Source organism: Actinoplanes sp. NPDC051851 (assembly GCF_040681165.1).
GTDB lineage: Bacteria > Actinomycetota > Actinomycetes > Mycobacteriales > Micromonosporaceae > Actinoplanes.
The window spans coordinates 1-18,356 of sequence record NZ_JBFAYF010000109.1 but is presented as its reverse complement, the minus strand read 5'-3'; the positions used below and the strand labels follow the sequence as shown (position 1 = coordinate 18,356).

The following is an 18,356-nucleotide window of genomic DNA, read 5'->3' as shown; positions in this document are numbered from 1 at the left end:
ACTCCACGATGGACGGCATCTCGGACACCCGGACATCCTGCCCAACAACCCCACCAAGATCAAACCGGCCCGAAACGACCGACCTGATTAGTTACGGAATCTGATGCCATGTCCTCCGCGCGGAATGTTCCGATATCCCACATGTCGAACGTCTGGGTCAGCTCCTTCTCGGGATAGAGAGCGGATCCCTCGTAGGAAAACTCGCTCGACGCGTCCCCCGAGCTCGATCCGGGATCGATGAACTTCCAATCAACCCCCTCGACCAAGGCCTGCGGCGGGCACTGCTTAATCTCTGCCGTTACCGCATAGCCGACGCTCACCGTGGGATCGATCGACAGAATGCAAGGTTGGTCGGGCACCGGTACAGCAGCGTAGGCCGGGGTCACGGCCACAGAGGGTCCGAGCGCCAGGGCGCCAACCGTACCCAAAAAGAAGCTCTTCTTCATGCAATTTCTCCACTCTTGATCACGTTCCTGGAAGACAGAATCCAAACAAGGCGGAATCGATTCGACCGATCAAATGTCTGTTGATTTTACGATATTTCCGGCCGCCTCCCTCGCATTTCCCGAACCTGTGCAGCCACCCCTCGAATCGGTGCATCTCGCGGACGCCTGCGAGAATGATCGGTTGCAATCCGGTCTTCGCCCGGGTGCGAGGGAATCCATTCAGCGGCAGCGGTGGCGATCGCGGATCCCCACCGCCCCAGCCGTCCATGATCGTGAACCCGGACCGCCCCGACGGCACCGCAGATCGCGCGAGAAGGACCCCGGAGGTCAGGCCTCCTGAGTGCGCGGCTCCACGGGCGAGGCCCGAGACTCCTTCGGCGCGGACGGCGGCGCAGGCGGCGGCGCGGACGGCGGGACGGGCTGCGGGACGGGCAGCGACGGGACCTGCTCGTACCCGCTGCCGCCCTTGTGGAGCAGGTCGTTGATGGCGTCGGCGGTCGCCGGGTCGAGCGGGTGGCCCGGTGCGACCGCGAAGCCGAGCTCGGTGACCAGGGCGCGGTGCCGCAGGTCGACCGTGGCCTCCACCACGTCGGCGAAGAGGGCCGCCGACGTCCGCGCCCGCCACCAGGCGATCACCGCGAGCAGGACGCCGGCGAGCACCGCCGGCCACCACCAGAGCGCCAGCACCGCGTAGAGCAGGGCCCAGCCGGCCACGTCGCCGGAGCGGTCGAAACGGTCGCGGGCCTGGGTCACGTGGATCCGGTCCTCCGGGGCGAGCAGCAGCCAGAGGCGGGGCCAGATCAGGCCGAGGCGGAGGCCGTACTGGGCGGCGACCCGGTCCTCGGTCAGCCGGATCCGGTCGGCGATCCAGGTCGGGCGGTCCGGGAGGTAGACGGCGGGCAGCGCCCGGCGGCGGGCGGCCAGCCGGCGCTCGGCGGCGGCGCGGCGGCGGGTGGTCAGCAGCGTGGCGAGCGGGCGGGACGGGCCCGGCCAGCGGCCCAGCCAGACGAAACGGGCCAGCGCTCCGGCGCCGGTGGCCACGGCCGCCGCGGCGGCGGCGACGGCCACCGTGAGCAGGCCGCACACCACGCCGAGGCTGACCTGGTGGATCAGGTGGTCCAGCCCTTTCGCGGCGGCCAGCACGGCGCCGTGCACGTCGAAGGTGGAGCGTCGGGCGGGCGCGATCGCGTACGCGGCGATCGCGCACCAGAGCAGCCCGGGCCCGACGGCGCGGGTCAGCCACCGGTCCGTCAGGCGGCGCCCCAGTTCCCCGAGAAGCGCATCGATCATGGCCGGTCCCCGGCGGCCGGTGAGAAGACCGGCGGGGTGATCACTGCCGGCCCCGGAACGTCATCGGCTGCTCGGCCAGCGCGCAGAACGGGACGCGGCCGCGGTCGTCGCGGTGGGCCCGGCGGGCGCAGCGGGTCAGCGGGCACCGGTAGTCGCCGTCCAGCGTCACCTCGGCGATCGCCACCAGGTGCGCGCCCTCGACGCCCGGGACCAGACCGCCCGGCTCCCCGCCGCGGGCGACCTCACCGTCCGGCAGCAGGCCCAGGCGTCGGCACACCTCGCGGACCGGTTCCCCGCCGGCCAGGTCGCCGACCGCCTCGTCCAGCCGGTCGGACCAGAACCCGGCGTCGGCCCGTTCGCGCAGGGCGGGCAGCGCCGCGCAGAGCGTGGCCAGCAGTTGCCGGTCCGTCGTGACCTCCACTCTCGACACTCCCCCTCCATTGACGATCAGGACGCTTCCGAATGTACTGAACCCGTGCCTGTCCCAGGGGAGTTCGTTGATCCGGGCCTGCGGGTGGACGCGCTGATCGTCGAGTACGACCGGGACGGGGACGAGTCACGCCTGGTCGAGGCGGAGCGGATGGTGCGCGGGTTCCTCGCCGCGGAGCCGGAGCGCGTCGACTGGCTGCTGGCGCTCTCCACCGTGCTGCTGCGGCGCGGGCGGCTGGCCGGGGACGACACGTTCCTGGAGTCCGCGGCGGCCCTCGCCGAGCGGGCCGACGCGCTGACCGAGCGGGACGGGAACACCGACGTCAGGCCGCTGATGCTGGCGCAGCTGGCCTGGGTGGCGACGGCCCGGTACGAGGTCGGGCACCGCCCCGCCGACATCACCGCGGCGGTCCGGTACGCCGCCGCCGCGCTCGCGGCCGTCGAGGCGGGCGCGGAGAAGGGAGAGCCGGATGCGATGCAGGGCGAGGTCCTCGTCCGGTGCATCACGGCGTACCAGATGAGCTTTCAGCGGTTCGGCCGGCTGGTGGAGATCGACACCGCGGTCCGGCTGGCCCGGCGGCTCGGGCGATCGTCCGATCCGGAGTTCGTGAGCACGGCCCGGAACTTCCTCGCCGCCTGCCTGGGCCTGCGGTACGCCCGCACCGGCGACCGGGCCGACGTGGACGAGGCGATCGCGCACTGCCGGACCGGGCTGGCCGGGCTCCCCCGCCGCCACGTGGACCGGATGCCGCTGCAGAGCGCGCTCGCGTTCGCGCTGATGCAGCGCTGGATGCGGACCGACGGCGCGACCGAGGACCTGCTCGACGCGGTGCGGATCAGCCGGGCGCTGGTGGCGGACCTGCCCCGGGGAGAGTCGGCCCGCGCCCAACTGCTCGCCAACCACGCCGCGCTGCTCTTCGTGCAGGCCCTGGAGGGGCGGTCGCCACGTCATCTGGAGGAGGCCGTCCGGCGGGCCCGGGAGGCGGTGGCGTCGCAGGGCGAGGGCGCGTCGCAGGCGAGTCACCTGGCCAACCTGGCGAACGTGCTGCTCGCGCAGGCCCGGCTGGGCAGCGATCCGGACGGGGTGCGTACCGCGGTCGACATCGGCAAGCAGGCGCTCGCCCACCTGTCGCCGGGCAATCCGGACCGGGCGCGGGCGCTGAACATCCTCGGTTCGGCGCTGCGGATCCGGTACCTGATCGACCGGGATCCGGCCGACCTGGACGCGGCGGTGGGGATGTGGCGGTCGGCGGCGGGTTCCCCGGTGGGTCCGATCGAGATCAGGATGACCGCGGCCCGGAAGTGGGCGGAGACGGCGGCGGAGGAGGGTGACGGCGCGCTCGCCCTGGAGGCGCACACCGTGGCGGTCGAGTTGCTGCCGCTGCTGGCCTGGCGGGGGCTGGACCGGGGCGTACAGGAGAAGCGGCTGGCGACGGCGAGCGGTCTGGCGGGTGAGGCGGCGGCGTGGGCGATCGCGTCGGGCCGTCCCGAGCGGGCGGTGGAGCTGCTCGAACAGGGGCGCCAGGTGCTCTGGTCGCAGGCCGTGCAGACGCGCAGCGACCTGTCCGCGCTGGCCGCCGTCGCGCCCCGGCTGGCCGCGGAGCTCGACGAGGTGCGCCGGGAGCTGGACGGTGCGGAGATCGCCGACATCTCGGTGCACGCGGGCGGTCTGCCGGCCTTCAGCACCGGTGACACCGGGCGACGGCGGCGGCTCGTCGAGCGTTGGGATCAACTTCTTTCCGACGTACGCCGGAAGCAGGGTTTTGAAGGGTTTTTGAGTCCGGCGGCGTTCGACGTGCTGCGGCATGCCGGTGCCGGTGGGGCGGTCGTCCTGGTCAGCACGTCGCGGTATCGCAGTGACGCCCTGATCGTGACGGCCGGAGAGGTTCACCACGTCCCGCTGCCGTGGCTGGCGCACGACGCGGCGCAGAAGCGGGCGGCGGCGCTGCTGGCGGCGCAGCATGAGGTGGAGAGCGGCGGCGGGGCGGTCGCCGGGGCGGCGTTGCGGCAGACCCTGGTCGCGGTGCAGCGGTGGCTCTGGGACACCGTGGGTGAGCCGGTCTGCACGGCACTGGACGGGCTGTTCCCGCAGGTGGAACGGCATCGGGTGTGGTGGTGTCCGGCCGGTCCGCTGACCATGCTGCCGCTGCACGCGGCGGGCCGGTTCGGGGCGCGGCCGCGGTCGTCGGTGGCGGCCCGGTGCGTGTCGTCCTACACGCCCAGTCTGTCGGCGCTGCTGCGGGCCCGGGTGGCGGTGTCCGGTCCGCCGCGCGCGTTCGCGGTGGGTGTGGCGGCGCTGCCCGGGCAGGCGGCGCTGCCGTCGGTGAGCGAGGAGCTGCGGGCGGTCAGCTCGCACGTTCCCGGGCTGCGGATCCTGTCCGGGCGGGGCGCGACGGTGGCGGCGGTGCTGGCCGCGCTCGACGAGCATGGATGGGCACACTTCGCCTGCCACGGTACGCAGGACTTCGAGCGCCCGTCGGCCGGGGCGCTGCGGCTGGTCGACGGACGGTTGAGCGTGCTCGATCTGGCCGGGCGGTCCGGGGCGGCCGGGGATCTGGCGTACCTGTCCGCGTGCCGGACCGCGGCGGGCGGCCGGGACCTGCCCGACGAGGCGATCCACCTGACCGCGGCGCTGCAGCTGGCCGGTTTCCGGCACGTGATCGGGAGCCAGTGGGCGGTCTCCGACCGGGTTGCCGCACAGGTGGCCGGGGACGTGTACGCGTCGCTGACGGCGGGCGGCGCGCTGGACGCGAGCGGCGCGGCGCTGGCCCTGGACCGGGCCATCGACCGGGTGCGGACCGAGCGCCCGGACCGCCCGGACCTGTGGGCGGCCCTCATCCACACCGGCCCGTAGCGCTTTTATGATACGCTCGTATCACGTAAAGCGGTGAACGGAGGCCCCGATGCCAGTCAGCGAGTTCCGTAACGATCAGGCCCGCGAGCGCTTCTTCGCCCTCTACGACGACACCGTCGCGCGGCTCTGGCCGTCCTCATCGGCCGATTCCGACGTGACGACCGGCTTCGGCACGACCCGCGTCCACCGCCTCGGCTCCGGTGACCGGACACCGTTCGTGCTGCTGCCCGGCTCGGGCGGCCCGGCACTGATGTGGCACGCCCACGTCCGCCGGCTCGCCGGGTCCCGCCCGGTGATCGCCATCGACCCGGTCGGCGAGCCCGGCCCGTCGGTACAGACCCGCGCCATCGAGAGCGGCGCCGACTGGTCCGCCTGGCTCGACGAGGTGCTCGCCGGGCTCGGCGTTCCGCGCTGCCACCTGGTCGGAACGTCGTACGGCGGCTGGGTCGCCCTCTGCCACGCGCTGCACTCACCGCAGACCGTGGCGAGCCTCGCACTGGTCGACCCGGGCGGCTTCGGAAAGGTCAGCGCGAAGTTCGTGGCCTGGATGATCGCGGGCGGGCTGACGTCGTTCACGCCCCGCCCGGTCCGGCACGCGCTGGCGGGCCCGCTGCGCAACGTGACACTGCGCGATGACGACGTGATGCCGCTGGTCAAGGCCTCCTTCGGCTTCCGGCGCCGGCACATCTTACCCACGCCGCTCACCGACGACGACCTGGGCCGGATCACCGCACCCACGCTGATGGTGTTCGGCGCCCACAGCCAGCTGTACAACGCCCGCGAGGTGGCGGCCCGGGTCACGGAGCGGATGCCGCACGCGGTCACCGAGCTCATCCCGGAGGCCAGCCACGACGTGGTCCTCTGGAACCCCGACCAGCTCGCCGACCGCATCGTCACGTTCGCCGCGGAGACCCCGGCCCCCGCCTGACGTGCCCTCATAGATGTCGATCGTGGCAAGTTCCGGTCGAGATACCGGCACAGATCGCCACGATCGAGCCGCCCGCCGCGGGCTCGTCACCCGGGAGGCGCGGAGGTGCCGGTGATCACGGTCAGCAGGTCGTTGACGGTGGCGCCGGTGAGAGGGCTGCGGGTACGGCACCCCGAGCGACATCGCGGCCGCCGCGGCCTTCCTGCTCGGCCCGGACGCCGGCTTCATCACCGGCACCGACCTGCTCGTCGACGGCGGCGTCACCGCGACGGCGAGGTCGGCGCGATCATGAACGTGTCCGCGCCGAGCGCCTGGAACTCCCGGAGCCGCTCGATCACCGGAAGGAGAGCACGCCGCTGCCGGCGGCCGGCTCGCATGCCCGGGTGAAGGCGTCGTAGGTGGGGCCGGGCGGGTCGCCGAAACCGGCCGTGACGTGGTGGTCCGGGATCGTGGTCACGCGCGGGCGGCGATGGCGGCCAGGTCCAGGCCGGGGGCGAGGGTGCCGTACTCGAAGGTGCGGTCCGGGCCCAGGCGCGCCGCCACGAAGGCGTCGGCCACCGCGGTCGGGGCCTCGCGGATCAGGACCGTGGCCTGCAACGCCAAGGCCAGGGACTCGACCACCCGGCGGGCGGTCGCCGGAGCCGAGGACGGGTCCTTGGAGACCTGCCAGACCAGTTTGCGGGTGGCGGCCACGTGCTCGTCGAAGACCGGGTAGACGCCCAGGGCGGAGGTGATCTCGCGGTCCACGGCGAGGACGGACTCCGGCTCGCGGGACATGGCGCGCAGGACGTCGAGGGCGATCACGTTGCCGGAGCCCTCCCAGACCGCCATCACCGGCTGCTCGCGGTAGCGGCGCGCGAGGGGGAACGCCTCGGTGTAGCCGTTGCCGCCGAGGCATTCGAGGGCCTCGTACGCGTGGTGCGGGCCCCGCTTGCAGATCCAGTACTTGCCGACCGCCGTGGCCAGCCGGCGGAACGCCACCGCCTCGGCGTCGTCGCTGTCGTAGGCGGACGCGAGGCGCAGCGCCGTCCACGTGGCGGCCTCGGCCTCCACCTGCAGATCGGCGATCACGGCTGTCATGGCGGGCTGGTCGATCAGGAGCGCGCCGAAGGCGCTGCGGTGCCGTACGTGGAAAGCTGCTTCTGCAACCGACTGGCGCATGCCCGCGGCACTGCCCAGCACGCAGTCGAGGCGGGTCTGGGCCACCATCTCGATGATCGTGCGCACGCCGCGGCCCTCCTCGCCGACCAGCCAGCCGGTGGTGCCGGCGAGCTCGATCTCGGAGGAGGCGTTGGACTTGTTGCCGAGCTTGTCCTTGAGGCGCTGGATGCGGAAGACGTTGCGGTCGCCGCCGGGGAGTACGCGCGGCACGAGGAAGCAGGAGAGGCCGCCGGGCGCCTGCGCGAGGACCAGGAAGGCGTCGGACTGTGGCGCCGAGCAGAACCACTTGTGGCCCGTGAGACGCCAGCTTCCGTCGCCGGCGTCGGCCGCGTGCGTGGTGTTCGCGCGTACGTCCGAACCGCCCTGTTTCTCGGTCATCGCCATCCCGAAGATCGCCGACTGCTTGGTCGCGGGATCGCGCAGCTCGGGATCGTAGGAGCGGGAGAAGACGCGGGGCAGCCACTGGTCGGCGAGCCCGGGGGTGAAGCGGAGCGACGGGACCACCGCGTGGGTCATGCTGACCGGGCAGCCGTGACCCGGCTCGACCTGCGCGAAGAGCATGAACGTGGCGGCCCGGGCGACATGCGCGCCGGCACGCGGCGACGACCAGCAACTGGTGTGCGCGCCGTGCTCGATCGCCGCGCCGATGATCCGGTGGTAGGCCGGGTGGAATCCGACCGCGTCGACCCGGTTGCCCCAGCGGTCGTGGCTGTCGAAGACCGGCGGGTGCGTGTTGGCCAGCTCCGCGTCGCGCTGGAAGTCGGCCCGCCCGATCAGCGCGCCGACCTCGGTGAGCTGCGGGACGGCCCACTGCGCGTCGTACCGTTTGACCGCCTCGGTCAGCGCCGGGTTGATCAGGTACTCGTTGAGTCCCGCGCGGGGCGGTGCCTGGTTGAAGACCTCGTGCGTGCCGCTCATCGTGTCTTCCCTTCGAGGAGGAACGCCAGGGACCGCCGGGCGCTGTCGGTGGCCGCCGATCGCGCGGCGCGCAGCGCGTCCTGGTCGCGTTCGAGCCGGGACGGCAGCGGGTCGCCGACGCGCGGGGCGAGGGCCAGGGTGCTCAGGCCGTTGCTCCAGCCGTCCCGGACCTGCTGCAGCGTCTCCCGGTACCGGTGCGGGCGGCCCCGGTACGCCATCGCCAGCTCCGGGTTGAGCCGGCGCAGGTAGCGCTCGACCACCAGGTCGGCGGGGCCGTACGCGGGCTGGGTGCCGGGCGGCCGGGTGGCGAGCACGATCGCGTGGGTGGCGCCGCGCTTGGCCGCCGCGACGACCGGCACCGCCTCCACGATGCCGCCGTCGAGCCAGCGCCGCCCGCGCAGCTCGACCGGGCCGCCGGCGAGCATCGGCAGCAGCCCGGAGGCGTGCAGGCTGCCGACCAGGTCGGCGCGGCTGGTGAAGTCGGAGAGCGCGACCGCCCGGCCGGTCTCCACGTCGGTGGCGACCATGGCGAGCCGGCCCGCCCAGTCGGTCCCGGCCGCCGCGCCGATGTCGAAGAGCCGGTCGACGTGGTCGACGATCCGGGTGCCGTCGATGATCGGCCGTCCACGGGCGACCCGGCGCACGTCGATGAACTCGGGTGAGGCGAAGACCTCGGCGTAGGAGTCGGCCATGGCGCCGATGGCGCCGACAGTCAGGGCGGCGGCGTTGACGGCGCCCGCCGAGGTGCCCACGACCATGTCGATCAGCGGGAGCAGGCCCTCGCGCTCGATCACCGCGGCCATCGCGGCGGAGACGATGCCGCGCATGCCGCCGCCCTCGATGACCAGCGCGACCGTCGCGCCGTCGTCGTTGCCGCCGGTCCGGTGGCGCTCGGCGAGCACGTCCCGGACGGGTTTCACGATCGCCAGCGTCATGCCGCACGCACCCCGAGGGCGCGGAAGCAGAACTCCCGGATCCCGTCGATCACCCGGGTCTGCTCCTCGGCGGAGGGTTCCGGGCTCTCCGGGCGCAGCCACCCGACCAGCGCCTCGGAGACCGCGCCCATCACCGCGGAGGAGGCGAGCCCGGGATCCTGCGGGACCAGCTGCCGGTCGGCGAGCCCGAGGCTGATGATCTGTTCGCCGATCGCGGTGTAGCTGCGGCGGTAGTCCAGCCGCTCGGCCTCGATCACCGGTCCGGCCGGCTCGAAGAGCATCGCCCAGGCCATCCGGCGGCCGTGCAGGGCGCGCGCGCCGAAGGTGTCGATCAGCGCGCCGAGCCGTTCCGCGGCGGAGTGCCCGGCGCCGGTGACGGCGGCGCGGACCACGTCGACCTCGTGACCGGCGGCACTGCGGAACACCTCGGCGAGCAGGCGGTCGCGGCCGTCGAAGTACGAGTAGACCGAGCCGACGCTGGCCTGGCACCGGTCGGCGATCGCGGCGACGGTGGCCGCCTTGAACCCGCCGGTCGCCACCAGGGCTCGGGCGGCGCGGAGTAGCCCGTCCCGCCTGTCCTCGGCGTTCTTCCTGGTCAACGCGGTCTGCCGGTAGGCCACCCGAACTCCCCCAAAGCTTTGAATCCGGATTCAGTGCTCAGTGAGAAGCATTGAATCACGATTCATAACTTGGGCGCCATGGCGAGCGTCACCGCGACCAGCACGCCCAGCCCGTTCGTCGCCCAGTGCAGCGCCGCCGACGCCAGCAGGCTCCCGCTCCGGCGCCGCAGCTCGCAGAGGAGCAGCCCGGCCACCGCGGTGAAGCCGACGGCGCCCGCCACGGCGAGGACCTGCCCGGTCCGGCCGGTGCCCAACATCTCGCCGACGCCCTGGTTGGCCTGGGCCAGGTGCAGCGACGGCAGGATGTGCCAGAGGCCGAAGAGCAGCGACGACGTGGTGCTCGCCCAGGTCGCGCCGCGGTGCCGGTGGACCAGGCCGAGCAGCACCCCGCGGAACGCGATCTCCTCCAGCAGTACGGTGCCGAGCGGGATCACCACGAACGCCGTCATCAGCCCGGTGCTCAGCGACGCGTGGTAGCGCACGTCGTGGAAGACCGGGCGGGTCGCCGGGAGCAGCGCGGCGACGGCGTAGACGGCCGCGACGGCGAGGACGGCGCCGATCGCGTACCGGCCGCCCAGCGAGCGCGGGGAGAGGCCGAGGTCGTGCCAGCTCAGCCCGGCCCGGCGGGCGAGCAGCACCAGGCCGAGCGCGACCAGCGGCCCGGCGATCAGACCGGTGCCCGGCGGGCCGTACTTGGTGGCGACGTTCACCGCCACCAGCGTCACCAGCACGGCGCCGAGGACCAGCGCGACTCTGCGGCGCGACGGATGGCTGCTCACAGCCGCCAGACGTTACTCGCCGGGGCAGCTCCCCCGTCCGGGTATCGGTGATTCGTGTGACTTACACCTCGCCGACCGCTTTAGCCGATCTTGACCGGATCGGCCGCGACAACCGGCCGACACCCGGCCGTGCACCCACCCCGCAACCCCCGCCGCCCAACCTTTGAGGTCCGCGCCGACCCCTGGCTGGCGCTCCGGGGTGTCTCGCCGCGTGTCAGGCACCCCGGAACGCCAGCCAGAAGCCGGCAGTGAGCGGGATCTTCAGACTTCGTACGGCCGACAGCAGGAAAGGAAGGAGGCGCCCACCGATGCCGGACCACCTGATGCCGTTGATCTGCTCGCCCTGGCTCTACCTGATCGTCTTCGTCGCGGTGACCGTCGACGGCTTCCTGCCGTTCCTGCCCTCGGAGACCCTGGTGATCGGCCTCGGCGCGCTCTCGGCGACCGGCGAGCCGAACGTCGCGGCGCTCGCCGGGGCCGTCGTCGCGGGTGGCGTCGCCGGGGACCGGATCTCCTACCTGCTCGGGCGCCGCGCCGGCCGCCGGATCACCAACGCGAAGTTCGCCGCCGCCCGCGGCAAGGCCGAGCGTGCCCTCACCCGCTACGGCGCCACCGCCATCCTGGTGGGTCGTTTTCTCCCGTACGGCCGGACCGCGACGACCCTGGCGGCCGGCTCGGTCGCGCTGCCGCTCCGCCGGTTCGGCGTGTTCAGCGCGCTGGCGTGCGCCGCGTGGGCGGTCTACGCGATCGGCCTCGGACGGCTGGGCGGCGCGGTCTTCTCGGAGTCGCCGCTGCTGGGCGCCGCGTGCGGGCTGGCCATCGGGAGCGCGCTGGCGGGTGTCCACGCGTTCATCGGCAAGCGCATCGAGAAGCGCGTCGAGCGGCGGCAGGCGATCCAGCGCGCCGCCGTCCGCCACCGCTGCCTGGTCGGCGTGGTCGCCCCGCGCCCCGAGTTCGCCACCCGCTGACCCCGACATCTGTTCAGCCTTTTCTGAATACAGCTTTCACTGTACGGTTGCGCCATGGAGACGGTGGTGCACGGGCAGGTACTCGCCCGATTCGGTCACGCGTTGTCGGACACGACACGGGCACGGCTGTTGCTGGCGCTGCGCGAGGCACCCGGCTACCCGGCCGAGCTGGCCGAGACACTCGGCGTGACCCGGCAGAACCTGTCGAACCACCTGGCCTGCCTGCGCGGCTGCGGCCTGGTCGTCGCCGTGCCGCAGGGCCGCCGGACGCGGTACGAGCTGGCCGGCGAGCGGATCCGGCACGCGCTGACCGACCTGCTCGGGCTGGTCCTCACGGTGGACCCGGCCGCCTGCCCGGAGAGCGCCGACAAGGGCTGCTGCTGATGACGACCGGCACCCGGCGAGCGACGCTGGAGCGCAGGGTGCGGATCCTGGTCGGCGCCACCATCGGATACAACGTCCTGGAAGCCGTCGTGGCGATCGGGGCCGGCGCCGGGGCGGGCTCCGCGGCACTGATCGGATTCGGGCTGGACTCGGTGATCGAGGTGTCGTCGGCGGCCGCGGTGGCCTGGCAGTTCGCCGGACCGGACCCACGGGCACGGGAGCGGACGGCGCTGCGGGTCATCGCCGTCTCGTTCTTCGCGCTGGCGGCCTACGTCGGCGCGGAGTCGCTGATCGCCCTGCTCGGCGGCGCCGAGGCGGAACACTCCACGGTCGGGCTCGTGCTCGCGGCGGCCTCCCTCGTGATCATGCCCGGGCTGTCGTACGCGCAGCGCCGCGCCGGCCGCGAGCTCGGATCCCGCACTGCGGTGGCCGACTCCCGGCAGACGCTGCTCTGCACCTACCTGTCCGCGGTACTGCTGATCGGGCTCGGCGCGAACAGCCTGTTCGGCTGGGGCTGGGCGGACCCGCTCGCGGCGCTCGTCATCGCGGCCGTAGCGGCGAAGGAGGGCCGGGACGCGTGGCGCGGCGACCCGTGCTGCGCCCCGGTCCCGGCAACCGCGCCGATCCCGGCGACCGCTCAGTCCTGCGACTGCTGCTCCGGCGCGGGGTAGCCGCACACCTCCGGGGAGCAGTCCGGCTCACGTTCGACGAACCACAGGTGCCGGTCGCGTCGGCGAGGTAGCGGATGCGCTCCAGGGCCTCGGGCTTCTCCGCGCGCGACCTGCGGGGCATCATCGCAGGGCGCTCAGCAGCATGCCGGTCGTGGCCACGGCGAGGACGGTGTCGATGAGGATCTCGTAATGGCGGACCGTCACCTTGCGGAGGATCCGGCGGGCGAGCAGCGAACCCATCAGCAATGCCGTACCGATCACGATGCCGCGGAGCGCGACCTCCGGGCCCAGCGCTCCCGCGGTCTGGAAGGTGGCCAGCTTGCCGGCGTAGAGCAGGAGAGCGCTCGCGGCCTCCGAGCCCAGGAAGACGCCCTCGGTCAACCCGTACGCGGAGAAGATCGGGACGCTGAGCGGGCCGGTCGACAGGATCATGCCGGTCAGGAAGCCGACGGCGCAGCCGGCGAACGCCATCTGCCAGAGGCGCATCCGCCAGCGAGCGCGGGCGGCCAGGCGTCTGACAGGGATCATCGTGGCGAAGAAGAGCGCGAGACAGCCGTCCATCACCCGGGGTGGGATGGTGAGCAGGGTCTGCGCGCCGAGGACCGCCGCCGGGATGCCGGGGAGGGCGTACGCGAGCACCGGAGGCCAGGCGATCCGGCCCCACCAGGCGATCACCCGGCCGATGTTGCCCAGCACCGCGGCGACCGCCATCACCGGGACCGCGGTGCGTGGGCCGTAGAGCAGGACCAGCGCGGGGAGCAGGACCATCGACGAACCGGTGCCGACCACGCCGCCCAGGACCCCGGCGGCCAGGGCGAGCGCGAACAGCAGCAGGAGGGTCAGCGGAGGTGGTACAGCGTCAGGGCGGCCAGCGACGACGCGTCCACCATCTGCCCGGTTCGGATCATCTCGGCGATCTCCCGGTCGGTGACCGCACGGTGGATCATGCCGTGCTCGGTGATCTCGCGGTCCGGTTCACCCTCGGTGAGGTCCTCGGCCAGGTAGACGTCGAAGCCCTGGGTGGAGTACCCGATCGCCTCGCAGAGGTGTCCGAGATGTGTCATCGTTCCGGCGCGCAGGCCGGTCTCCTCGGCCAGCTCGTGCGCGGCGAGCTCCCGCTGGTCGCCGGTGCTGCCCTCGGCCCAGCCGCCCTGCGGGAACTCCCAGCCGCGGCGGCCGGTGGGGTAGCGGAACTGCTCGACGAGCCAGAAGCCGTCCGCCCAGCGGGGCATGACCAGGGCGAAGTCCGGTTTCTCGACCACGCCGTAGATGCCGGGGCTGCCGTCGGCCCGGCGGATGCCGTCCTCACGAACGGTCATCCAGGGGTTCTGGTACACGACGCGACTGCTGATCTTCTCCATCGCTCGCCATACTGCCAGGCACTCCTCAGGTTGACGGTAGGCAGGATGCGCGAGACTACGAGGCGTGAACCTGGGGACCGTCGATCTCAACCTGCTCGTCGCGCTGCGTGCGCTGCTCGAGGAGGAGAACGTGACGCACGCGGGCGCGCGGGTCGGCATGGGACAGCCCGCGATGAGTGCGGCGCTCGGCAGACTGCGCCGGCACTTCGACGACGAACTGCTGGTCCGGGTGGGGCGGGAGTACGAGTTGACCCCGTTCGCCCGCTCGATGATCCCCGCGGTGCAGGAGGCGGTGCAGTTGCTCGGGGACGCGCTACGGGTGACCGAGGGGTTCGATCCGGCGAGCAGCGAGCGCATCTTCACCGTGACATTGAGCGACTACGCGATGTCGGTGCTGCACGAACCGCTGCGACGGCGGGTGAAGGCGGCGGCGCCGAGGGTGCGGCTGGCGTTCACCGACATGGCCGACGATCTGAGTGGGTCGGAGCGGGCGCTGCTGCGTCAGGACCTCCTCGTCGGGCCGCCGGGGTACGGGTTCGCGGGAGAGCATCTCCGACTGTTCCGTGACCGATACGTGTGTGTGGTGGACCGCGGTAACACGTACGTGGAAAACGGTCTTCTGAGCGTGAGCGCGCTGCGGGACATGCCGCACGCGGTCACGGTCTTTCGCGGACATCACCAGACGCCGGTCGATCGGGTGCTCGGTCAGACGGGCGTCGATCGGCACATCAGCATGCGCGTCTACGGTCACCTTCCGCTGCTTTTCGCGGTACGCCGTACCGATGCGGTCGCGTTCGTACCGGAGCGGATCGCGCGGGCGTTCACCGGGGACGGGAAGTTGCTGCTGGTGGAGCCGCCGTTCGCCGCGCCGGTGCTGCTAGAGGCGGCATGGTGGCACCCGAGCCGCGACGCGGATCCGGCGCACCGCTGGTTCCTCTCGGTCCTGCGCGAGGTGGCGGCCGAGCTGCGGTCGTCCGAGCCCGCCGGTCTGCCCCCGTCACCGGCAGCGTGAAGACATAAGGCCCGTTCACCGTCAGGTCATCTGAGGAACACCGGGCGTTGTCCGCTTCCGATCACGGTAGTGGTCATGGAGATCCGCTATTTCGGCATCAGCCGGGGCCACCTGACCGAGGCCGGCGCGCAGTCCTGGATCCGCTCGCTGGGCCTGCCCGCCGCCGTCGAGGCGCAGGTGCACCCGACCCTGACCCCGTTCCCGCACTACGCGATCAGCCTGGCCGTGCCGCGCGGCCTGGCCGTCGAGATACCGCCACTCGATCCGCGCTTCGCCGACGCCGCGCTACGGGCGAGCGCCACCCGCGCCGCAGCTCCCCACACCGCAGCTGCTCGTACCGCAGTTCCCCACGCCGCAGCTCCCCACACCGGAGCTGTTCACGCCGGAGCTGTTCACGCCGCAGCCCACGCCGCCGGGGAAGCGGGCCGGGCGGAAACGGTCAGGGCAGCGGCAATCCAGGCACCGGTTCTGCAGCCAGCGTGACGTCGAGCAGCGAACCGGCCGGGATCGACTCGCCGTCCGGGAGCATCAGCAGGTAGGAACCGAGCAGGTGCTTGCGGGTCGCCGCCACCGTGGCGCCGACGTCGCGTGCCTCGCAGCCGGCCAGGATGTCCGCGTGATCGGCCATCGCCCGACCGTGGCGTACGTCGAAATGAAGTCGGAACCGGTCAGCCTGGTTGGCCAGATCCTCGATCATCCGGAGCAGTGACGACGACCCGGCGGCGCGGTACAGCGCCAGGTGGAAGTCCTTGTTCAGCGCACGGAACGACTCCTGCGCGCCGTCGCCCCGCATCTCGCTCGCGAGCTGATCGTGCAGCACCCGCATGGCCGCCACGTCAGGATCGGTCAGCCGGGGCACCGCGGTCCGCACCGCGAGCGTCTCCAGCTGCAGCCGCAGCGCCGCGACGTCGGCCGCCCCGGCCAGGTCGATGGCGGACACGACGACGCCCTTGTAGGGCAGCCGGTGCACGAAGCCCTCGGCGTCCAGCCGCAGGATCGCCTCCCGCACCGGCGTCCGGCTGACGTCCAGGTCGGCCGCCACCCGGGTCGGGTCCAGCTTGTCGCCGGGCGCCCGGGCGCCGGTGACGATCTGTTCGCGCAGGCGCGCGTACACCTCGTCGGCCATCCGCCGATGAATTCCGGTCACATGGTCCTCCCTCGCTCTTCCCTCGCCGCGGCCAGAATATCCAATGTCACATCTGGCACGCCCGCCCCCTTGGCACCAAGAATATCCAATGTTTAGTATCCAAACATCAGTCGCACCACTCCCCCGAGGCGGCCCGCCGTGACCCTCTTCCTGACCGACACCGACGTCCGCGCGGCCTTCGACTGGCGTCCCGCCGTCGAGGCGCTGCGCGCGGCGTATGCCGTGGATGTCGACGACCGCCGCTACCCTCCGCGGAGCGTGGCGCGCGGCGAGACGAGTTGGCTACGGGTGCTCAGCGGGGTCGCGGCGGGCACCGGGTTGTCAGGTGCCGGGTTGTCAGGTGCCGGGCCGATGGGCGGCGGGCCGATGGGCGGCGGGCCGATGGGTGGCGGGCCGATGGGCGGCGGGCTGATGGGTGCCAAGCTCATCGCGGCCGCTCCCCGCCACGGCCGCGCCGCCTACCTGATCCCGCTCTTCGACGAGACCACCGCCGAGCTGACCGCCCTGCTCGACGGCCACGCGATCACCGGCTTCCGGACGGCGGCCACCTCCGCGCTCGCCGCCGGCCTGCTCACTGCCCCGAGCGACCGAGCGCCCGCCGCGGGACCGGACGTCGCGGTCATCGGGTCGGGCTTCGAGGCGCGGCATCACCTGAGGGCGCTTCTGACCTGCCACACCCCTTCCCGGGTACGCGTCCACAGCCCCAACGCCGGGAGCCGGAGCGACTTCGCCCGCGCGTTCCCGGGCGTCGAGGCGGTCCCCTCCGCCGAGGAGGCGGTGCGCGGCGCCGGGCTGATCGTCTGCGCGGCCCGGTCCCGGGACGAGAGCCCGACGCTGCTCGGGCGCTGGCTCAGCCCGGGCGTCACCGTGCTCTCGATCGGCTCCACGCTGCCCGAGCAGCGCGAGGTCGACCCCGAGGTGATCGCCCGCGCCGATCTCGTGGTCGCCGACATGCCCGCCGAGGTGGTCCACGACACCGGCGACATGATCGCGGCCGCGGCCGCCGGGGTCGACGTCTCCCGCACGGTTCCGCTGGCCGACGTGGTCGCCGGGCGGCACCCGGGTCGCACCGCGGACGGGCAGATCGTGGTCTACAAGTCCGTCGGCGCCGCGGTTCAGGACATCGCGGTGGCGGCCATGTGCGTCGAGCGGGCCCGCGAGCTGGGCCTCGGCACGACGCTGCCGGTCACCATCCGACCCGTGCAGAAGTGAGAGGACGAGACATGCCCGACTATGTGCGTACCGAAGCCCGGTCCTGGGCCCGGGAGAGGCTCGTCGGCGCGGTGAACTGCACCATCCCGTCGTTCACCGCCGACCTGCGCGGCATCAACGAGGCGGCGATCCGGCACGACACCCGCCTGGCGATCGAGCACGGTTTCATCGGCACGCTCGGTGTCTCCGAGGTCAACATCAGCGTGCCGGAATATGCGGACTTCCTCCGGATCATCAAGGACGAGGCCGGCGACCGCCTCGTCGTCACCCACCACGCGAGCTGGAGCAACCTGGCGCAGAACCTGGAGGCCCTGCGAGCCGCGGAGCGGGCCGGCGCCGAGCTGGTGCTGCTCTCCTATCCACCGAACTTCTACCCCGAGTCCGAGCAGGACATCTACGACTACACGCGAGCGGTCTGCGACGCGACCGACCTGGCGGTCATCCTCTTCCCGATGTTCCTCTGGGGCTTCAGTCCCCGAGTGCACCCCGCCGACATCCCGTCCCGCCTGATCCGCCGCCTGATCGACGACTGTCCGAACATCGCGGTGATCAAGGCCGAGGGCGGCTTCCCCGGCATCCAGAGCGTCATCGAGTGCCACCGCCTCTTCGGCGACGAGGTGGTCATCTCCATGCCGATCGAGGCCGAGCTGATCCCGCTCTCCCAGCTCATGCCGCTGCAGCTCTCCGCAACGAGCGACCACGAGTACTACGGCCCCACCATCCCCCGGGTGATGCGCCTCCTCCGCGACGGCCGATACGACGAGGCCACCGACATCTACTGGCAGCTACATCCCGCCCGCAAGATCAAGGCATGTCTGGCTCCGGCCCTGCACGGCGGCGCTTTCCTGAACCGCCAGGCGTGGAAATTCCAGGGCTGGCTCCAGGGCTACAACGGCGGCCCCCTGCGCCAGCCCACCCAGCGCATCCACGACGCCCAGATGACCGCCCTGCGCAAGGGCCTCCTCGACGCGGGCCTCTCGCCGAGCATGTCCCCGTTCCGCGAGTTCTTCACCGGCCGCCACCCCGCCTGACACCACATCGAACCGCAACCTTTCAACGCCGAGCCAGGCCGCAACCTTTCAACGCCGAGCCAGGCCGCAACCTTTCGAGTCATTTCCCCGGGACAACGGCCGCCCCGCACCATGGCGGCTCTTCGAAGTTGAGCGGGGTTCGCGGCTGAGTCCGGTCCGAGTGTGAGGGCTCGCAGCTCATCAGTGATCATCTGAGTGTCTAGATCGGAT

The 18,356-nt window shown here is 72.4% G+C and carries 20 protein-coding genes and 1 pseudogene; 10 read left to right on the top strand and 11 right to left on the bottom strand.

Annotation, left to right across the window (positions count from 1 at the left end; genetic code table 11):
* Positions 1-59: 59 nt before the first annotated feature.
* From AB0M08_RS45495 to AB0M08_RS45485, 3 genes are all read right to left on the bottom strand, one after another.
* A complete protein-coding gene (locus AB0M08_RS45495; RefSeq protein WP_364508016.1) occupies positions 60-446 on the bottom strand; it encodes a hypothetical protein in 387 nt (128 codons plus the stop codon).
* A gap of 327 nt (positions 447-773) precedes the next feature.
* Entirely contained in the window at positions 774-1,736 is a 963-nt protein-coding gene (locus tag AB0M08_RS45490) for a hypothetical protein (protein WP_364508014.1), read from the bottom strand.
* Between the two features lie 40 nt (positions 1,737-1,776).
* Positions 1,777-2,157: a hypothetical protein gene (locus AB0M08_RS45485; RefSeq protein WP_364508011.1), complete on the bottom strand. Its 381-nt coding sequence runs from the start codon at positions 2,155-2,157 to the stop codon at positions 1,777-1,779.
* A gap of 54 nt (positions 2,158-2,211) precedes the next feature.
* Between AB0M08_RS45485 and AB0M08_RS45480 the strand changes: the two genes are divergently transcribed.
* The 3 genes and pseudogenes from AB0M08_RS45480 to AB0M08_RS45470 all read left to right on the top strand — a co-directional run.
* A complete protein-coding gene (locus AB0M08_RS45480; RefSeq protein ID WP_364508008.1) occupies positions 2,212-5,019 on the top strand; it encodes a CHAT domain-containing protein in 2,808 nt (935 codons plus the stop codon).
* Positions 5,020-5,068: 49 nt separating this feature from the next.
* Positions 5,069-5,947, top strand: coding sequence for an alpha/beta hydrolase (locus tag AB0M08_RS45475; protein ID WP_364508005.1), 879 nt, complete (start codon positions 5,069-5,071; stop codon positions 5,945-5,947).
* A gap of 175 nt (positions 5,948-6,122) precedes the next feature.
* Positions 6,123-6,239: pseudogene (locus AB0M08_RS45470) on the top strand (SDR family oxidoreductase); the annotation flags it as partial.
* 42 nt (positions 6,240-6,281) lie between these two features.
* Here AB0M08_RS45470 and AB0M08_RS45465 read toward each other — a convergent pair.
* The 5 genes from AB0M08_RS45465 to AB0M08_RS45445 all read right to left on the bottom strand — a co-directional run bounded on the left by AB0M08_RS45465 (position 6,282) and on the right by AB0M08_RS45445 (position 10,360).
* The gene (locus AB0M08_RS45465) at positions 6,282-6,404 is read right to left on the bottom strand and encodes a hypothetical protein (RefSeq protein ID WP_364508002.1); all 123 of its coding nucleotides are present in this window, start codon (positions 6,402-6,404) and stop codon (positions 6,282-6,284) included.
* A complete protein-coding gene (locus tag AB0M08_RS45460) occupies positions 6,401-8,026 on the bottom strand; it encodes an acyl-CoA dehydrogenase family protein (protein WP_364508000.1) in 1,626 nt (541 codons plus the stop codon). Before AB0M08_RS45460 ends, AB0M08_RS45465 begins: the two co-directional genes overlap by 4 nt.
* Entirely contained in the window at positions 8,023-8,961 is a 939-nt protein-coding gene (locus tag AB0M08_RS45455) for a patatin-like phospholipase family protein (protein ID WP_364507998.1), read from the bottom strand. Before AB0M08_RS45455 ends, AB0M08_RS45460 begins: the two co-directional genes overlap by 4 nt.
* Positions 8,958-9,581, bottom strand: coding sequence for a TetR/AcrR family transcriptional regulator (locus tag AB0M08_RS45450; RefSeq protein WP_364507996.1), 624 nt, complete (start codon positions 9,579-9,581; stop codon positions 8,958-8,960). The genes AB0M08_RS45455 and AB0M08_RS45450 overlap by 4 nt, the downstream gene beginning before the upstream one ends.
* A gap of 62 nt (positions 9,582-9,643) precedes the next feature.
* Entirely contained in the window at positions 9,644-10,360 is a 717-nt protein-coding gene (locus AB0M08_RS45445) for a CPBP family intramembrane glutamic endopeptidase (RefSeq protein ID WP_364507993.1), read from the bottom strand.
* Positions 10,361-10,668: 308 nt separating this feature from the next.
* Between AB0M08_RS45445 and AB0M08_RS45440 the strand changes: the two genes are divergently transcribed.
* From AB0M08_RS45440 to AB0M08_RS45430, 3 genes are read left to right on the top strand one after another with little or no spacing between them, the layout of a single operon-like run.
* Entirely contained in the window at positions 10,669-11,328 is a 660-nt protein-coding gene (locus tag AB0M08_RS45440; protein WP_364507990.1) for a DedA family protein, read from the top strand.
* Between the two features lie 54 nt (positions 11,329-11,382).
* Entirely contained in the window at positions 11,383-11,712 is a 330-nt protein-coding gene (locus AB0M08_RS45435) for a metalloregulator ArsR/SmtB family transcription factor (protein ID WP_364507987.1), read from the top strand.
* Positions 11,712-12,383: a cation transporter gene (locus tag AB0M08_RS45430; RefSeq protein WP_364507984.1), complete on the top strand. Its 672-nt coding sequence runs from the start codon at positions 11,712-11,714 to the stop codon at positions 12,381-12,383. The genes AB0M08_RS45435 and AB0M08_RS45430 overlap by 1 nt, the downstream gene beginning before the upstream one ends.
* A gap of 120 nt (positions 12,384-12,503) precedes the next feature.
* On the opposite strand, the gene AB0M08_RS45425 is transcribed toward AB0M08_RS45430, so the two are convergent.
* Both AB0M08_RS45425 and AB0M08_RS45420 read right to left on the bottom strand, forming a co-directional pair.
* Positions 12,504-13,211: a sulfite exporter TauE/SafE family protein gene (locus tag AB0M08_RS45425; protein ID WP_364508019.1), complete on the bottom strand. Its 708-nt coding sequence runs from the start codon at positions 13,209-13,211 to the stop codon at positions 12,504-12,506.
* A gap of 11 nt (positions 13,212-13,222) precedes the next feature.
* Positions 13,223-13,744 (bottom strand): NUDIX hydrolase, encoded by a 522-nt coding sequence (locus AB0M08_RS45420; protein ID WP_364507982.1) that lies wholly within the window; start codon positions 13,742-13,744, stop codon positions 13,223-13,225.
* Between the two features lie 64 nt (positions 13,745-13,808).
* On the opposite strand from AB0M08_RS45420, the gene AB0M08_RS45415 reads away from it, so the two are divergent.
* The gene (locus tag AB0M08_RS45415; RefSeq protein WP_364507979.1) at positions 13,809-14,756 is read left to right on the top strand and encodes a LysR family transcriptional regulator; all 948 of its coding nucleotides are present in this window, start codon (positions 13,809-13,811) and stop codon (positions 14,754-14,756) included.
* Positions 14,757-14,831: 75 nt separating this feature from the next.
* A complete protein-coding gene (locus AB0M08_RS45410) occupies positions 14,832-15,239 on the top strand; it encodes a hypothetical protein (protein ID WP_364507976.1) in 408 nt (135 codons plus the stop codon).
* Here the strand turns inward: AB0M08_RS45410 and AB0M08_RS45405 are convergent.
* Complete coding sequence (locus AB0M08_RS45405; protein ID WP_364507973.1) at positions 15,196-15,903, bottom strand: GntR family transcriptional regulator; 708 nt, start codon at positions 15,901-15,903, stop codon at positions 15,196-15,198. The genes AB0M08_RS45410 and AB0M08_RS45405 overlap by 44 nt on opposite strands.
* A 138-nt stretch (positions 15,904-16,041) precedes the next feature.
* Between AB0M08_RS45405 and AB0M08_RS45400 the strand changes: the two genes are divergently transcribed.
* Together AB0M08_RS45400 and AB0M08_RS45395 are read left to right on the top strand one after the other, a co-directional pair.
* The gene (locus AB0M08_RS45400; RefSeq protein ID WP_364507970.1) at positions 16,042-17,115 is read left to right on the top strand and encodes an ornithine cyclodeaminase family protein; all 1,074 of its coding nucleotides are present in this window, start codon (positions 16,042-16,044) and stop codon (positions 17,113-17,115) included.
* A gap of 11 nt (positions 17,116-17,126) precedes the next feature.
* Entirely contained in the window at positions 17,127-18,146 is a 1,020-nt protein-coding gene (locus AB0M08_RS45395; protein WP_364507967.1) for a dihydrodipicolinate synthase family protein, read from the top strand.
* The last annotated feature ends 210 nt before the right edge of the window (positions 18,147-18,356 follow it).

What these genes read in the sequence shown, in the direction of transcription:
- AB0M08_RS45495 (WP_364508016.1), bottom strand. Translation starts at nt 446, where the DNA reads ATGAAGAAGAGCTTCTTTTTGGGTACGGTTGGCGCCCTGGCGCTCGGA.
- AB0M08_RS45490 (WP_364508014.1), bottom strand. Translation starts at nt 1,736, where the DNA reads ATGATCGATGCGCTTCTCGGGGAACTGGGGCGCCGCCTGACGGACCGG.
- AB0M08_RS45475 (WP_364508005.1), top strand. Translation starts at nt 5,069, where the DNA reads ATGCCAGTCAGCGAGTTCCGTAACGATCAGGCCCGCGAGCGCTTCTTC.
- AB0M08_RS45460 (WP_364508000.1), bottom strand. Translation starts at nt 8,026, where the DNA reads ATGAGCGGCACGCACGAGGTCTTCAACCAGGCACCGCCCCGCGCGGGA.
- AB0M08_RS45455 (WP_364507998.1), bottom strand. Translation starts at nt 8,961, where the DNA reads ATGACGCTGGCGATCGTGAAACCCGTCCGGGACGTGCTCGCCGAGCGC.
- AB0M08_RS45440 (WP_364507990.1), top strand. Translation starts at nt 10,669, where the DNA reads ATGCCGGACCACCTGATGCCGTTGATCTGCTCGCCCTGGCTCTACCTG.
- AB0M08_RS45435 (WP_364507987.1), top strand. Translation starts at nt 11,383, where the DNA reads ATGGAGACGGTGGTGCACGGGCAGGTACTCGCCCGATTCGGTCACGCG.
- AB0M08_RS45430 (WP_364507984.1), top strand. Translation starts at nt 11,712, where the DNA reads ATGACGACCGGCACCCGGCGAGCGACGCTGGAGCGCAGGGTGCGGATC.
- AB0M08_RS45420 (WP_364507982.1), bottom strand. Translation starts at nt 13,744, where the DNA reads ATGGAGAAGATCAGCAGTCGCGTCGTGTACCAGAACCCCTGGATGACC.
- AB0M08_RS45410 (WP_364507976.1), top strand. Translation starts at nt 14,832, where the DNA reads ATGGAGATCCGCTATTTCGGCATCAGCCGGGGCCACCTGACCGAGGCC.
- AB0M08_RS45395 (WP_364507967.1), top strand. Translation starts at nt 17,127, where the DNA reads ATGCCCGACTATGTGCGTACCGAAGCCCGGTCCTGGGCCCGGGAGAGG.